This is a genomic window from Chloroflexota bacterium, from assembly GCA_026708035.1.
GTDB lineage: Bacteria > Chloroflexota > UBA11872 > UBA11872 > UBA11872 > JAJECS01.
In genome coordinates, this window is record JAPOVQ010000006.1 from 1 (window position 1) to 16393 (window position 16393).

Annotated in this window: 11 protein-coding genes, 1 tRNA gene and 1 CRISPR repeat array; of the genes, 9 read left to right on the forward strand and 3 right to left on the reverse strand. The window is 63.6% G+C overall.

Features of this window, described 5'->3' with window-relative positions; translation table 11 throughout:
* The 9 genes from OXG33_01730 to cas1e all read left to right on the forward strand — a co-directional run.
* The coding region (locus OXG33_01730; protein ID MCY4112645.1) for a hypothetical protein at positions 1–236 on the forward strand (236 nt) is incomplete at its 5' end.
* 976 nt (positions 237–1212) lie between these two features.
* Positions 1213–2571: an XRE family transcriptional regulator gene (locus OXG33_01735; GenBank protein MCY4112646.1), complete on the forward strand. Its 1359-nt coding sequence runs from the start codon at positions 1213–1215 to the stop codon at positions 2569–2571.
* Positions 2572–2862: 291 nt separating this feature from the next.
* Positions 2863–5652, forward strand: coding sequence for a CRISPR-associated helicase Cas3' (gene cas3, locus OXG33_01740; GenBank protein ID MCY4112647.1), 2790 nt, complete (start codon positions 2863–2865; stop codon positions 5650–5652).
* Positions 5643–7226 carry a type I-E CRISPR-associated protein Cse1/CasA gene (gene casA / locus OXG33_01745; protein MCY4112648.1) on the forward strand — a complete coding sequence of 528 codons (1584 nt, stop codon included), beginning with the start codon at positions 5643–5645 and terminating at the stop codon, positions 7224–7226. Before cas3 ends, casA begins: the two co-directional genes overlap by 10 nt.
* A gap of 72 nt (positions 7227–7298) precedes the next feature.
* Positions 7299–7760: a type I-E CRISPR-associated protein Cse2/CasB gene (gene casB, locus OXG33_01750; protein MCY4112649.1), complete on the forward strand. Its 462-nt coding sequence runs from the start codon at positions 7299–7301 to the stop codon at positions 7758–7760.
* 74 nt (positions 7761–7834) lie between these two features.
* Positions 7835–9010 (forward strand): type I-E CRISPR-associated protein Cas7/Cse4/CasC, encoded by a 1176-nt coding sequence (cas7e, locus tag OXG33_01755; protein MCY4112650.1) that lies wholly within the window; start codon positions 7835–7837, stop codon positions 9008–9010.
* Between the two features lie 2 nt (positions 9011–9012).
* Entirely contained in the window at positions 9013–9774 is a 762-nt protein-coding gene (gene cas5e / locus OXG33_01760) for a type I-E CRISPR-associated protein Cas5/CasD (protein MCY4112651.1), read from the forward strand.
* Positions 9749–10453, forward strand: a complete 705-nt coding sequence (gene cas6e / locus OXG33_01765) for a type I-E CRISPR-associated protein Cas6/Cse3/CasE (protein MCY4112652.1) — start codon at positions 9749–9751, stop codon at positions 10451–10453. Before cas5e ends, cas6e begins: the two co-directional genes overlap by 26 nt.
* Positions 10450–11439: a type I-E CRISPR-associated endonuclease Cas1e gene (gene cas1e / locus OXG33_01770; GenBank protein MCY4112653.1), complete on the forward strand. Its 990-nt coding sequence runs from the start codon at positions 10450–10452 to the stop codon at positions 11437–11439. Before cas6e ends, cas1e begins: the two co-directional genes overlap by 4 nt.
* Before the next feature lie 194 nt (positions 11440–11633).
* A CRISPR array of direct repeats spans positions 11634–13022; the repeat unit is 29 nt; unit sequence GTGATCCCCACGCGCGTGGGGGTGAACCG.
* Between the two features lie 436 nt (positions 13023–13458).
* Here the strand turns inward: cas1e and OXG33_01775 are convergent.
* The 3 genes from OXG33_01775 to OXG33_01785 form a co-directional block, all read right to left on the reverse strand.
* Entirely contained in the window at positions 13459–14406 is a 948-nt protein-coding gene (locus OXG33_01775; GenBank protein MCY4112654.1) for a diacylglycerol kinase family lipid kinase, read from the reverse strand.
* A 186-nt stretch (positions 14407–14592) separates the two neighbouring features.
* Positions 14593–14669: transfer RNA gene (locus OXG33_01780), tRNA-Arg, on the reverse strand.
* 66 nt (positions 14670–14735) lie between these two features.
* A complete protein-coding gene (locus OXG33_01785) occupies positions 14736–16346 on the reverse strand; it encodes a M23 family metallopeptidase (GenBank protein ID MCY4112655.1) in 1611 nt (536 codons plus the stop codon).
* Between the last annotated feature and the right edge of the window lie 47 nt (positions 16347–16393).

Below are 16393 nucleotides of genomic sequence, written 5' to 3' on the forward strand. Positions count from 1 at the left end.
ACGCCCCGGACACCCTAGGCGAGACGACCTACGACATCCATCTGAACGACAACGCCTACTGGCGGAATGTGCCAGCGAACGTGTGGAACTACCGGCTGGGCGGCTACCAGGTGCTGAAGAAGTGGTTGTCGTATCGGGAGCGGAAGGTGTTAGGGCGCGCGCTGAAGGTGGAGGAGGTGGGGTACTTCAGTGAGGTGGTGCGGCGGGTCGAGGCGATTCTGCTGGCGAAGAAGTAGCGCTCACTGGCAGAAGGCAGCGAGGCAGATTTTCGAAACAGGGAGCACTGTGGAAAACAGGTTGATGCAACGCAACACTATCGTACACTGTATGAATACTAATGGCAGGCTCAGATCCGGCCATATGCGAAAGGCTTGCCACACTACGAAAGGGGCTTGGTCGTCACTCTCCATAGGTCAATAGGCGGTGGGAGCCTGTGGGAGACCCAGATTTGGCGTTGGGAGCAAGGGCATCCGTGGACAGTGGTCCACCGCCCACACAGGACGGGCGCATCCGGCGCATCGCGCGCTTGCGGCGCTTTGGGCGTTGGAGTATTTTCCCGCAGCATTCTTGCGTGCCCCCAATGGGGTCGCCCTGGACGGCGCTACTCGGGAGGGCCTCAGATTCACGTTCGCGGTTCACGGCTTGCGCCAACCGCATCCCGCAGATTGGCACCAGTCGTCGCGTGACGTCCGCAGACGCTGAAGAAACCCTGTGCGACTTCCTGGAACGCTACCCTCCGCGCCCGTATCGACGCAGAGGCGCAGCCAACTATCCCGCTGCCGAACTGGCGACGGTGACGAATGCTGATGGTCTCCTGTACCTGAACGAGGTGCCGGCGCAGATGCCACAGGGGAGCCCACGGCGATCCCACACGGATGATGGCCAGAATTGTCATTTGTGGGTTATCGACGAGCGCGGACGGCCGTGCATATCGCAAGAGCCTCTGAGTCGGCTAGGCCCCGGCAAGCTTCATCACACAAACCTGACGGGTGGAGGCAAGGCGTCGATTGGGGGAGAAATCTGGTTCGGGACGCTGCCCTTCGTATACCTATCCGGCTCATCCGGTCGATATCCGCCTACGGGACGAGACCACCTAGGGGGTGCCGAACGCCTCTTTCGTGCTGTAGGCTTTGATGTGCACTCGCTGGGCTGGGATCCAGAGACCGACAGACCCCAGCGTGTCTGGCTCGAACGGTGATTGGCGGTAGGGGAGTGAACGAAGCCACCACGACGCTGTTCGTAAGAGGTAAGTACCAACTCGCCCGATACGAGCTGGGAAGTTCCGCGACGGGCCGTCGCCTGACTGAGCGTGAGGTTCTTGAGGCATACGGCCCCCGGGTATTTGCCGAGATTGATGACCAGTTGTCTGCCGTGCTGCTAGCGCGCGCCGGCGCAATCGAACATGCGATTCGCGAACAGCGCGATGCGTTGGGCGTGACACGCGCTGAGCTCGCACGCGCCGCGAATGTCGACCGTGAAATCATTGATCGAGCAGAGACTGACACCGAACAGCTCGAGTTGAGGGACCTTGAGCACTTGGCATTCGTACTTGGCCTCGATCCCGCCAAGCTGAGCATTGACGAGCGCGCGGGTTCGGATCCTGATTTGGGCGTCAGGCTGCGCGTCCTAGAGATCGAGCGCGTCGCAACTCCCACCAGTGCTCGGCTCAGCGCCCGGACCGTGTTGCGCTTCTCAGAAGCCGCTTCGATTATCAGGTCGCAGCTTCTGCTTCAGCGTTGGTTGGGAAAGCAAAGCGAGGCGGCGAGATTTGAGGCCTCGCCCAACTACGGTCCTCCGGCTTGGCGGGCGGGATATGCGCTTGCCGGACAGGCACGGGATCGGTTGGGGATCGGTCTTGAACCAATCGAGTCGATGCGGGACCTAGTCGAGGGCCGCCTTGGCATCCCGATCATTCAGGTTCCACTCCCACCGGAGATTGCGGGTGCCACAATCTCGTCGCAGGGTCAGCGAGGCATCGTGCTCAACGTGGATGGACGGAACGAGAATGTGTGGATTCGCCGAACGACGCTCGCGCATGAACTGGGGCATATCCTCTTTGATCCCGAAGAGCAACTTGCAAATGTCCGTGTCGACAGCTACGAGCAAATCGCGCGCGACGCCGAGCACGACAGCCAGTTGCCGGACTATGTGGAACAACGAGCCAACGCCTTTGCAGTTGAGTTCCTCGCTCCACGGGAAGCTGTGAGGCAACTCGTGCCGAGCCCTGCGCAAGTGAGCGCAGTAAGTGTTGAGCGGGTGATGTCGGACTTCGGAATTGGCAGAGCCGCAGCACGCTTCCACGTGGGGAACGCCTGGTGGGGAGAGGCCGAGTTACCTGTCGAGTCAGCTATTCAGACGACGCCTACAGATGACCAGAAAGCGGCCGAAAACTTTGCGCTGGACTACTTCCAACCGATTGTCACGCCTGAGCAGCGGCGTGGTCGCTTCGCCTTTCTGGCGGCGGAAGCGGTTGAAAAAAGGCTAATTACACACGATACGGCAGCTCAGTACCTTGCCTGCACAGAGAACGAAATCAGGGATGCCCTTCCTGTTTTACTCGACCTAGCGTAGTTGCCAATCTTGGTATTTCCCTTGCAAGGGATAATGGAGTCTTTGCCGCCGGCACTACAGCCTGACTCTGTTGGACAAGGTGGAATGTCTCAATCAATCTGAATAGAATCATACGGGCCGAGCGCTACGTGGCCGCGACGTAGGTCCGGCGCGAGGCGCTAACCACAGCCACCGTGAATGTTCGCAAACCCGACGCTGAATAAAACGGGCCGAAGCGCCCGCGATCACTCACAAGTATAAGCTCCAATGCAGACGTCTGAATGTCATCGATTGCTCTCCCTCTGGGCCAAGATGAGTCGGAACTACGATTCGCCTACCTATCACCCGCTGCTGTGTCACATGATCGACGTCTCAATGGTGGCGCGAGAAATGTGGACCTCTGCGCTCTCACCCGGGCAGCGGAGTGAGGCAGCAATAACCCTGGGATTCGGCAGTGATGATGAGGCTGCTGGGCGTTGGTTCGCGTTGTTTGCCGGACTCCATGACCTAGGCAAGGCCTCGCCATCGTTTCAGCTCCAGGTAGGACGCGTACGCAGCAAAGTTGCAGAACGTCTGTATAGTGTCGGACTACGGTGGGGACAGATTCCGATCAATCCGCCTCTGCACGGAACGATAACTGCTGCCACTCTGCCCAATATACTAGAAAACGAATTTGGCCTGAACGCGCAAGGATCCAAACGTATTGCGGTAGTTGTTGGCGGGCATCACGGTGTTCTACCTCGTACATCCGACATCAATAATGTCCGAAGTACTGCCCTAGGGACGCGTGAATGGGATGTTCTCAGGAGAGATATTGTCAAGTGGCTGGCTGAAGTCCTGGATGTTCCCCGTGACCGTATCCCTGGCGACATCAGCAATGCTACGGCGATGGCTCTGGCCGGATTCGTGAGCATCGCGGACTGGATAGGCTCCAACACCGATTACTTTGACTACGCTTGCCCATCTGACCTGAGCGCATACGCGCGCGGCGCGGCCGATATCGCTCGGCAAGCGCTCGACGATCTGGGCTGGGTCCACCAGCCGCGACCACGCGGCGTCCAGGAATTCAAGAAGCTATTCCCTCACATAGCGGTACCCAACGAGCTGCAACGGACGGTCGCATTGTGTGTGCGAGAGATCGATGCACCCGGTTTGGTCATCATCGAGTCGCCCATGGGCGAGGGTAAGACCGAAGCCTCGATGTATCTGGCCGACTATTGGGCTGAGTCCGCGGGCCGGCACGGGTGCTATTTCGCCTTGCCGACCCAGGCGACCAGCAATCAGATGTTTGGCAGGGTTCGGGATTTTCTGTACGGACAATATACCGGCGACCAGGTTCAGCTGCAGTTGCTCCATGGCCATGCCTCGCTGTCCGCGGAGTTCCAGGTGCTGCGTCGCAACCACCGGACCTTTACACCCACCGGGATTGACCAGGACGCCAATGCACGGGACACCAACGACGCTGGAGTGATTGCAGCAGAGTGGTTCACACACCGCAAACGCGGGCTGCTGGCACCGTTCGGCGTGGGCACCATCGACCAGGTGCTGCTGGCGGCGCTCCAGACCAAGCACGTCTTTGTCCGGCTGTTTGGCTTGGCGTGGAAGACCGTCATCGTGGATGAGGTCCACGCCTACGACGCCTATATGCTCACGCTGCTGGAGCGGTTGCTGGAATGGCTGGCGGCCCTCGGCTCGCCGGTGGTGCTACTCTCCGCGACCCTTCCTCGCAACCGGCGTGAGGCGCTGCTCGCGGCGTACCTGAAGGGCCTCGGCAATGAAGCTGGACCTGAAACGGCGGCGCTCCAGACGACATATCCGCGTATCTCCTGGGCGTCGGCCAGCTCACCTCGCGGGGCTCAGACGGTGCAGGCCTCGCGCGGCGCGAAGACGATCGCCTTGGAGTGGACAGATGGTGCCCTACCCGACCACGACGTCGCGTCGTTTCCCTTGGGTGAGCGCCTAAAACGCGCCTTGGCGCAGGGCGGATGCGCCGCCGTCATCTGCAACACCGTACGCCGTGCCCAGGATATCTACCTCGCCCTCAAGCCCTACTTCCCGAATATTGCCGACGATGGCTGTCCCGAGTTGGACCTGCTGCACGCCCGCTATCTCTTCGAGGACCGGGAGGCACGCGAGCAGCGCGCGCTTGCCCGTTTCGGTAAGCCAGACGGAACCGTGACAGATGCCACCGGCAAGGAGCGCGCGGTCCAGCGTCCGTCCAGCGCCGTCCTAGTGTCCACGCAGGTCATCGAGCAGAGTCTGGACCTGGACTTCGATCTGATGGTGTCGGACATGGCCCCCGCCGACTTGTTGCTCCAGCGCACCGGCCGGCTCCACCGGCACCAGCGTTCCCGCTCCCACGGCGTGGAGCATCCGCGTCTACTGGTTTGCCGCCCGGAGCCGAGCGACGGCGTGCCTCAGTTTGAGGCGGGCACGAAAGCCGTCTATGACCAACATGTGCTGCTGCGCTCTTGGCTAGCCCTTCGCGATCGCCAGACCATCCGCGTGCCCGACGACGTGGAGGAGATGATCGAGAACGTGTACGACGACCGTTCGCCTGTCGACTTGTCCGAGCGGCTTCGGGAAGAATGGCAAGACACACGGAACGATTTAGAGGAGGCAATTGAAAAGGAGCGCGAGGAGGCAAGAAACCGTTGGATCAAAGCTCCTGCATATAGCGGACAACTCTGGCGGCTGGCAGCAGATCCACATGAGGAGGATTCCCCAGACTTTCATCAGGCTTATCAGGCCCTGACGCGGCTTGCTCCTCCCAGCGCGTCGGTGGTCCTGCTTTTTGGGAGCCGGGACGCCGCATTTTGGGACGCAGACCACAGCGAATCCGTGGATATGGATGTCGTACCGGCGGGTGATTCGGTTGTACGCTTCCTAAGACGGTCAGTGTCAATTTCCGACAAGCGCGTGGTGTTTCAGCTCCTTGAACAATCACCGCCGGCAAACTGGCGCCGGATGGCGTTGCTAAGGAATCACCGAGCAGTCTTCCTGAATAGTGCTGGCGTTTCCGATGAAATCGGTTCCTATAGGATTGTGCTGGATGGTGAGACTGGCGCGAGGGTGGTAAGCACGAGCGAGGAATGCCTGTGACGGCGTCATTCAACCTGATAGATGAGCCTTGGGTTCCCTGCGCCATGCTCGACGGGTCGCGCCAAACCTTGGGTTTGCGCGACGTGCTGGCGCGCGCGCACGACATAGCCGAGATCAATGGGGAATCACCGCTGGTGATTGCCGCACTCCACCGGTTGCTTCTTGCAGTGCTCTACCGAAACTTTAGTGTGCAGTCGACAGAAGACTGGCGATCTCTTTGGGAGCGAGGAGAGTGGGACGCATGCCACCTTGATGCATATTTCGAGCAATGGCGCTGTCGCTTTGATCTGTTCGACGAAGATAAGCCCTTCTATCAAGTGTCCGGCCTCGATTGGGATAAGGGATCCTCTTCAGCTCGGCTATTATTTCACCAGGACAATAATGCCACGTTGTTCACGCACTTGTCTGCATCTGAACCGCCGAGACTTACACCAGCGGAATCTGTTCGTCTACTTATGGGATTCATGGCGTTTGATGTTGGTGGACTCAAGACATCTGAACGCGGTCGGCAATCGGCCAAGGCCGCGATGCTGAACAAGGGCGCGGTCGTGCTTGTTAAAGGCGAGACCTTGTTCAAGACTCTCATGCTGAATCTATGCCGGTATGATCCCGAAGATGGTGAGCCATGGGACTTTGACAGCGAGAACGATATTCCAGCGTGGGAGCGGAGTGAAGAGACCCGACCGGCCGACAGAAGGCCCGATGGTTACCTCGACCTGCTCACTTGGCAGAGCCGCCGCATTCGCCTCCAGCCGCAGTTGGATGAAGACGGAAGCACAATCGTTAAGAACGTTGTTATCATGAAGGGATTTCAGCCTTCTGAGGGCTACACCATTCGAGGTAAGGAGACAATGTTGGCCTTCCAGGAGAATCCAAGAGCCACGGGGAAGCAGGACCCGTGGCCTGCCGTGACCTTGAAGGAAGGCAGGGCGTTGTGGCGTGACAGTCTTGCGCTGTTTTATATGAGGAGTGTCAATTCAGATCGACCGCAAGTCCTTGACTGGCTGTCTGACCTGGTGAGCGAAGGCATCATTTCCCGATCCACGACAATTCCAGTAGATCTTCTTGGCCTTGGGAGCAACCGTGCAAAGATTGAATTCTGGCGGCATGAGCGGCTGCCGTTGCCTCTTGCGTACCTGGACAATAACGACCTGGTCGACAAGCTAGGGGACGCCCGGGACTTGGCGGAAGGCGTTGCCCGAGGCTTGAATTCAGTTCTCTGGACAATGGCTGTGAGGATTCTTGCAGCAAGCCAAGAGGGGAATCCTGAGCGGAACGCCGTGGAGAACTTTGTCAACTACCTTGGTGCGGAACGGGCCTACTGGCCGCGTCTGGAGGAGCCTTTCAAACAGCTCATGACGGATCTGCCCGCTGATCTTGACGCGGATGGCGATTATGGCGGCAGGCAGCTTCCCAAGTGGCGCGATAGGCTTCGTCGCACGCTTTGGGATGCTTTCCATGAGGCCACGCGCGGACTGGAGCGCTCGCCGCGCACGTTCAAGGCGGTGGCCGTCGCCGAGCGGCGGCTAGCGGCTAGAACGCGAGAGTACTTATCGGTGCAGGAAGAGGCCTGAGGCATGTCGCAGGGGTACGGATCGGTGCATGGCGGAAGGGATCGAGCATTTGTTGCCCGGTTGCAGCGCTTGGTGACGGAGGACGACCGCGGCGCGTTGGCCATGCTGCGGCGGGGGCTGCGCAGAGCGCCCGGCAACGAGCCGGCGATGCACAAATACGTGGTTCCCTGGCTCGGTGACGAGAAGGGGTGGCGAGAGGACGTGTTCTACTTGGTGGCGTCCATGTTCGCGTTCCATCCCACGAATTGGCCTGAGGATACCGAGGACAAGGACCCAAACCTCGGCGCGTCCTTTGCCCGGCTATCTCGGTCAGATGGAGGTTCGGTTGAAGCCGTCGAGCGCCGCTTCACCGTCTTGCTAAGCACCCACCAGGAAGACTTGCACGTCCAACTGCGCCATGCCGTCAGCTTGCTCAAGTCCAAAGATGTCCCCGTGGATTGGGTCCGACTGCTCAGCGACCTGCGCTGGTGGGGAAACGATGACCGAAGCGTGCAACGGCGCTGGGCCAAGGCCTTCTGGGGACAGACGCCCTAGCCGCAAACCGGGGAAGATGACGCCACCGGCGCGAACGCCGATGAGTCGCAAGTCCGGGAAAGGACGATACGCCCATGTTGGTTGAGCTTCACATCCTGCAGAACTTCGCGCCCGCCAATCTCAACCGTGACGACACCGGCATGCCCAAGGACTGCGAGTTCGGCGGCTACCGCCGCGCCCGTATCTCCAGCCAGTGCTTCAAGCGGGCGGTGAGGCAAGAATTCGATGCGGGCCTCATAGAGCCGCAATTCCTCGCCGTTCGCACGAAGCGGCTGGTCGGCGAGCTTGTCGAACGACTCCAGGCACAAGGGAAGGACGCGCAAGCGGCGCAAGACGTGGTCAAATCTGCCCTTGGTGGAGTAGAGCTCACCGTCAACGACGATGGCAAGACTCAATACCTGCTGTTCCTCGGCAGCCAAGAGATCAGCAACCTGACGGATCTGTGTGTTGCGCACTGGGATCAGCTTGTCAGCGCTGCCCCCGACGCGACACCGGATCAGGGAGGAACGACACGGCGGAGGGCAAAGAAAGTTGGCAAAGACGCAGTTCCCAAGGAAGTTCGCGATGCCGCTGACGCCATCCTTGACGGCGGCAAGGCCGCCGACCTAGCCCTCTTTGGCCGCATGTTGGCAGACCTACCGGACAAGAACACAGACGCCGCTTCCCAGGTGGCGCACGCCATCTCAACCAACCGCATCAGCATGGAGCTGGACTACTACACCGCCGTCGACGACCTCAAGCCCGAGGACACGGCGGGCGCTGACATGATCGGGGCTGTCGGCTTCAACTCCGGTTGCTTCTATCGCTATTCGAACGTCGACATGCGCCAGCTCACGTCCAATCTCCAGGGAGACGAGGAACTGGTGCGCCAGACCTTGGAAGCCTTCCTCCGCGCCTCGGTGAGCGCTGTGCCCACGGGCAAGCAGAACAGCATGGCCGCCCACAACCCGCCCTCCTTTGTCTTGGCCGTCGTGCGCAAGTCGTCGCTTTGGAACCTGGCCAACGCGTTCCTCAAACCGGTGAGGCCTCGCGAAGGCCAGGACCTCGCGGCTTGCTCCGTGGAGGCCCTGGACCGCTACTTGGGAAAGCTGTCCGCGATCTACGGCGACGATTCCATTGTTGGTGCCTGGGCCGTCTCGCTCGAAGACGACGGCGTTACCCACCTCAAGGACAGCCTGGTTCCCACCTTCGACGACTTGGTCTGCGGCGTTCTCGCCCACGCTGCGCCCGACGCCGGCAACGCGGGCTGAGCGTGGGCACGCTGCTGCTGCGTCTGGCGGGGCCAATGCAGTCTTGGGGCACGCAGAGCCGCTTCACGATGCGGGACACCGGCTTGGAGCCTTCCAAGAGCGGCGTCATCGGCCTGCTCGGCGCCGCTTTGGGACGGCCGCGACGTGAGCCGGTGGATGATCTCGCGGCCCTGCGCTTGGGAGTGCGCGTGGATTGGCCCGGTGTCATGCAAGTGGACTACCACACGGCGGGCGGGGGAACGCTTCCCGACGGCAGCCGCTACGGCGTACGCAAGGCCAGCGGCGCGGCCGGCGATACCGTGCTGTCTAACCGCTACTACCTGGCCGACGCCGACTTTCTGGTGGGGCTGGACGGCGAAGATGACGACCTGCTGCGCCGCCTGCACGCCGCCCTGCGTGAGCCTGTGTGGCAACTCTACCTGGGCCGCAAGGCGTTCGTGCCTGGCGTTCCGGTCTACGTTCCCGGCGGGCTTCGTGAGGGCGAGCGGCTGGAGCACGCGCTGACAAGCTACCCCTGGCCCAGGCTCGACATGGACGTCCCGCCGCGGAGGCGCCATCCCGATCAATTGCGCCTGACGGTTGAGGATCCGGAGGGACATGAGGTGCGGATGGACCAGCCCCACGGCGATTCGTTCCAGACGCGCCGCTTTCTGCCCCGCCGCGTGCGCAACTACTTTGTCGCATTGGGACCGGGCGATGGCGAAGTTCCAATACGCCAGGACGCCGAGGAGGATGTGGGTGTACCTGTCGCGGCTGGCGCTTGATCCGCGAGATCGTGGAGTTCGCCGCGATCTCGCGGATGTGTACCAGATGCATCGGACCATCATGTCCGCGTTCCCGCAGGTCGAGGAGCCGGGCCAGGCGCGGACGCGACTGGCCGTCTTGTATCGCGTGGACGCGGACAGGCGAACAGGACGAGTTGTCCTCTTGGTGCAGTCCAAATTGAAGCCTGACTGGGACTGCCTACCCGCGGGCTATCTCGCCGACGGCGTCGGCGAGTTGAGCAACCCGGCCACCAAGTCCGTGGCCGCGGCCTGGGCTGCACTGCGTGCGGGACAGACCCTGCGCTTCCGCCTGCGCGCCAATCCCACGAAGAAGATCGACACCAAGTCCGGGCCCGACGGACGCCGGCGCCATGGCCGGCGGGTGGACCTGCGCACCGAAGCGCAGCAAATCGACTGGTTGGCGCGGCGAGCCGAACGGGCGGGCTTTGGTCTCCTTCCCGTTCTCTCCGACAGTGACGTTCCAGCCGTGCGGGTCGGCGCTGGCGAGAAGCTGCTGGGCAAGGGTCGCCGGTTGACCCTGGTCGGCGTGCGCTTCGAGGGGCTGCTCCAGATCGAAGACCTGGACCGCTTTCGCCGTGCGCTTGAGGAAGGCATTGGACCGGGCAAGGCCTTTGGCTGCGGACTCATGTCCGTCGCTCCCTACCGGAGGCACGCATGAGACTCACGGACCTGCACGAGCTTCCCAAAGTCCGCGATAGCTGGAGTTATCTCTACGTCGAGCACGGTCGCATTGACCAGGACGCCAAGGCCATCGCTCTCCACGACGCCAACGGCAAGACGGCCATCCCCTGCGCCGCGTTAACCACGCTGATGTTGGGGCCCGGGACCTCCATCACGCACGCCGCCATCAAGACGCTGGCCGACTGCGGGTGTTTGGTGGTGTGGACCGGAGAAGAAGGCGTGCGGTTCTACGCCCAGGGACTCGGCGAGACTCGCTCGTCTCGTCGACTATTGACCCAAGCCAAGCTCTGGGCGGACCCCAAGAGCCGACTGCGCGTCGTCTTTCGGATGTATCAGATGCGGTTCGACGAGGCTCTGGACCCATCGACCACGCTGCGCCAGGTTCGCGGCAAGGAGGGTATTCGGGTGCGCGAGACCTACGCCAGACTCAGCCGCGAGACCGGCGTCGTCTGGAAGGGGCGTTCCTACCGGCGGGGTCGCTGGGGAGCGAGCGATCCCATCAATCGAGCGCTCTCGGCGGCCAATAGCTGTCTCTACGGCGTCTGTCACGCCGCCATCGTGTCGGCGGGATACTCTCCGGCTCTCGGGTTCATTCACACCGGCAAGATGCGCTCTTTCGTCTATGACGTTGCCGACCTGTACAAGACGGAGACTTCGATCCCGGCGGCATTCAACGCCGTGGCGGAAGGCGTTGCCGATCTTGAGGGCACGGTGCGCCGGCGCTGCCGCGATTACTTCCATGCGCGCAAGCTCATGTCTCGGATCGTGGCGGATATCGAGCGGGTGCTCGCCGTGCCAGTCGGTGAACCCCACACGCCCCTCGACTCGGACCTCGCGCTGCCTGGCGGTATCTGGGACCCGGAAGCCGGGGCGGTCGAGGGCGGCGTCAACTATGCCGAGCTGTTGGAGGGACAACATGACGGTCATGCTGCTGGAGCGAGTGTCGCCAAGTCTCCGCGGTGACTTGACGAAGTGGCTACTGGAACTGAAAGCCGGGGTCTTCGTCGGTCGCGTCTCGGCGATGGTCCGGGAACGCCTCTGGGCCAAGGCCTGCGCTTCGATGGGTGATGGCGGAGGCATGCTGGTCCACAGCGCCGACAACGAGCAGGGCTTCGCGTTGCAGTTCTGCGGGTCCCCAGGCCGAGTGGTGCGAGACTTCGAGGGTTTGCAGCTCGTGCTGGAACCGCGCTAACACCTTTGATGCCGTAGGAATGGCGCGTCGATTCCAGTGTGATCCCCACGCGCGTGGGGGTGAACCGCGCGTCCGGCACAAGCCGCTGCCCGCGGGCAACGTGATCCCCACGCGCGTGGGGGTGAACCGCGACGGTGGTCAACCTCCTGCCCGGCCCCACCCGTGATCCCCACGCGCGTGGGGGTGAACCGCGGACCGACGGTGGCGCGGAAGCGCCAGGTGAAGTGATCCCCACGCGCGTGGGGGTGAACCGGACGCCCGCATCACTGCTCATGCGGCCGCAACGTGATCCCCACGCGCGTGGGGGTGAACCGTGCGGCGCGACCAGTTCTACCTGGTCCTGGACGCGTGATCCCCACGCGCGTGGGGGTGAACCGGAAGTCCGTGTGGACGACCAGCGCAGCGGCGGCGTGATCCCCACGCGCGTGGGGGTGAACCGGACCTGGCGCACCGCGTACGTGATCGGGTTGGGTGATCCCCACGCGCGTGGGGGTGAACCTCCGACGCTGTAGGCGGCCCGCCGGCGGCGCGCGTGATCCCCACGCGCGTGGGGGTGAACCGATTTGTTGGGCCAGACTGCCAGCCAACGACACGTGATCCCCACGCGCGTGGGGGTGAACCGTAGCTGCGCCACGAATGCCCGCGCGTCATAGTGTGATCCCCACGCGCGTGGGGGTGAACCGCGTCCACGTTCCGCCATTATGCGGCGCAACTAGTGATCCCCACGCGCGTGGGGGTGAACCGATCTGCTGCATCAACGAGCCGGCGAGGGTCACGTGATCCCCACGCGCGTGGGGGTGAACCGTCTACCTCACGATGCCCAAGGGTCCAAATCTTGTGATCCCCACGCGCGTGGGGGTGAACCGGCAAAGGCCATCTACCGCGTGGGCTCGCGCATGTGATCCCCACGCGCGTGGGGGTGAACCGACAATCAACTTCGCACACGACGCGACACCTGCGTGATCCCCACGCGCGTGGGGGTGAACCGCGGGCGTCGTAGTTCGTGTCCAGGGTGACCAGGTGATCCCCACGCGCGTGGGGGTGAACCGACAGCGCTAGCAGCCTCGGTGGCGGCCATCACGTGATCCCCACGCGCGTGGGGGTGAACCGAGGAGAGACGTGAACCACTCGAAAATAGTCACGTGATCCCCACGCGCGTGGGGGTGAACCGTCGTTGCCGCTGACGCCGGTGATGATCAGCTCGTGATCCCCACGCGCGTGGGGGTGAACCGTAGTGGCTGTAGGTGCCCGGCATCAGCTGGTCGTGATCCCCACGCGCGTGGGGGTGAACCGTGGGCCAACCTGGCTGGCACGGCCCTGGCCATGTGATCCCCACGCGCGTGGGGGTGAACCGTTCCCTACAGGTTCAGAACGAACCTCAGCGTGAAGGTTCTTGATTTTGTCCAGCTTGGTAGGCCCGACTGGACCCGATGTGGATCGGTTCAAACCTGTGAGCGGGGATCGTTCGTCCGATGGCGTGGAACCTCGTCCGACCACAGTCGATCCAAAACTAACGCAAAACCCCGGGGGATCTCCGCCGGCTCGCTTCCAGAAGATCGGCGCTCTGCGAGCGCCTCAGCACTGGTCTGCCATCGCCAGCGCAGCGCTGGGAGACTAGCGCGGGAAGGGGGAATCTGAGACTTCCCGGCCTCGAGTTTCGCTCGCTGCGCTTTCACCCACATTCGGCCCCACGCCCACCCCCTGCCGAGGAATGCCCCCTCGGCTGGGACCGACCGCGGCGTCGCGGGCATGCGCTTGGCCGACCCGACGTGCGATGGGCCGTACGCCGGCTAGCGGTCGGGCCGCATCACGCGCAGGGCCTGAGGCACGACCGTGATCGTGACCGGCGGGCGCGCAACGAATTCGCCGTCGGCCCAGACCCCCACGTTCCGGTCAGCCGCCAGCTGCACCTGCCGGACCCGGTGATAGGCCACCGCGGGATGCCCCACGTGCGAGCCGGCGAGTGCGCGCGGCAGCATTCGCAGGACCTCCCACTTGGGCAGGCGCCGAACCAGACAGAGATCCAGGCAACCGTCGTCCGGTCGCGCGTCCGGCGCGATCCGTATCCGCCCGCCATAGCGGCTCGTGTTGCCCACGGCCGCCAAGAGGAGTTGCCCGCGAAAACTGCCGAAGTCGCCCCGCACCGTGGCGTCGGGCCAGGCGTAGGTCCGAAGTGTGACGGCTGCGCCGTAGAGATACGCGCCTGACGCGCCCAGGATGGCTGGCGCCCGCCCATCCGCCACAAACTCCGCGACCTCGCTGTCGAATCCAAATGTCGCGACCGTGATGAAATACGCACCCCTCCGTGCCTCGCCCACCGCATCGCGGCCCAACACATGGCCCAGGTCCAGCGTCCGGGTCTGGTGGTGCAGGAGGCCCCTGATCGCCGCGTCCGGCCTTGCCGGCAGGCCCAGCGCGTGTGCCAGATCGTTGCAGCGACCGGCGGGCAGGATGCCCAACTCGAGCTCCTGCCGACGCCACGCGGGCACCGCCATGATGCCGTTCACGACCTCGTGCACGGTCCCGTCGCCGCCAGACGCCACAATCCGCGTCGAGCCCGCCTCGACGGCTTCCTGGGCGAGCCTCGCGGCCGCTCCCGGCGCGTCGGTGGCGCGCACTTTGGCCTCCGCGCCCTGCGCGTCCAACCTGGACGATAGACTCATCGCCCGCGCCAGGGCACGGCCGCGGCCAGCGCGCCCGTTCGCAACGATCGTCCAGCGATCCTGCGACCGATGCATCGTTTAGCGCCGCCGATCGTTCCGCCGCATGGCGACCTTGCCGGCCCAGCTCTGACTCGGCGCTCGCGTGTGGGACGTCAGGGCGATGTCACCCCACGGTCGGTCCTGGCGCGCCATCTTTCCCCGAGCGCACGGTCGTCGCAACCCGCCGATCAGCCGCACGCTGATTGCTCCTGAGTGGGAGGGTGGCACGCCCGGAGGGATTCGAACCCCCGACCCCTGGTTCCGAAGACCAGTGCTCTAATCCGCTGAGCTACGGGCGCATGGCGGCGTGACGATTCTAGCGAGATGCGCGAGCGCGCCGGCGAACTCGGACTCTGGCCAGCGCGCTATCCGGCGACGGGTTCCTCGCCGACTCGGGCCGGGACATAGGATTCAGCGTCGCCCAGGATTTCGAACGGGCCTTCGACCCACCGGACGGGATCGACGGCGGCGCCCCCGACGTACATCTCCCAGTGGACGTGGGGACCGGTTGAGCGTCCGGTTGAGCCCACCAGGCCGACCGTGGCGCCGCGCTCGACCACCTGACCCAGCAGCACCGAAAAGTCGTGCAGGTGATAGAAGAGCGTAAACACGCCAAAGCCATGATCCAGAATGACCGTGTTGCCGCGGATCGTGAGCGGCCCGACAAAGGCGACGCGCCCCCGGTTGGGCGCCGGGATGGGAGCTCCGGTCGGCGCCGCGTAGTCGACGCCCTCGTGCACCGACATGAATGATCCCGGCTGCAGGGTGCGGCGCTCGCCATACGGCGAGGTGACCCGCCCCCTGCTCGGCGGCTGGAACGGCCCGGTCCACAGCGGTCCCCCACTCACGCGCTGGACGATGGTGTGGAGAAACTCGCGCTCTTCCTGCGCGACCGCCTCGTCGAGCAGGTCTTCGTGGCTTGCGGGTATGTGGAACTCCGCGGAGGGGTACTGGCGCTCAGCAAGCTCGACGGATATGTCGACCATGCGCTCGCCGACGCTCACCCGCAGGTCCTGCGGACCGGCCATGGCCGTGGAGGCAGTCCCAATCACGGCGTGCCAGGTGCCTTCTCGGCAGAGCAGCGGCGCGGCTTGCCCATTCCAGGTCACCGACACGCCGGCGGCCGCCGTGTGTACTTGAATGCCAATCGCATCGCCCGGCTGCGGCATCTCGGAGTCGATCGTCACCAAGTCGGCGTCGGCCGGCGGTGCGTGAGGGTCGAAGGGCGTGATTGCCGCCGCCGGAAACAGGCCGGCTTCCTTGGCCAAATCACCCGAATTGGCGAAGACGACCTGCCCGGCGCGAGCCCACGGCACGTCCACGAGCCACTGTTGCAGCACGGCTCGCTGCGTCCGCATTGCCACCATGCTGCCGAAGTCGCCGTAGGCGATGGGCAGCCCGAGCCGCGTGAGCCAGCTGGGCACGGCGAAGTAGGCGTCGCGAATGGCCGGATTCTGGTCCAGCAGGGCCAGGTGGTTTTCCATGATCTGGGAGAACGGCACGCCGGCATCCTCAGGCAGAGTGGCGTGCCGGGGGACTTGCCGGAACGATTCGAGCCAATCGTCGTGGCCCTCCCGATTCATGACGTCCATGGTGTTGGCCACGTTGACGCCATCTTTGGACGGGTCCCACTGCAGCACCATCTTCTGGAATGCCTGCACGAGAAAGCCGTGCAAAACGAAGCGGTGCGAGATCGGGTAGCCGACCACGTGGATGCCGCCGAGTTCCTGAAACGCCGTCCAGAACTTGGCGGCCTCGTCATCCCGCACGGGGTAGCCGCCGCCGGTGTCGCTGCCCGTCTGGGTAAAGAAGCGTCCGCCGTTGATCGGAAAGTCGGGCCCGAAACCGCAGGCGGTGCCGAATGGCACCTCTGGCACTTCCGCCGCCAGCGGCACAGGCAGCGCGGCCAGTGCCAGGGCGAGGATCAGGGCCACGGCCACACGGCGCATGGCGGACCGAGTGCGGGGGGATTTCACAGGCGATTAGCCTAGCATCGGAACGGCTGCGGCACCGGTGAACAAAC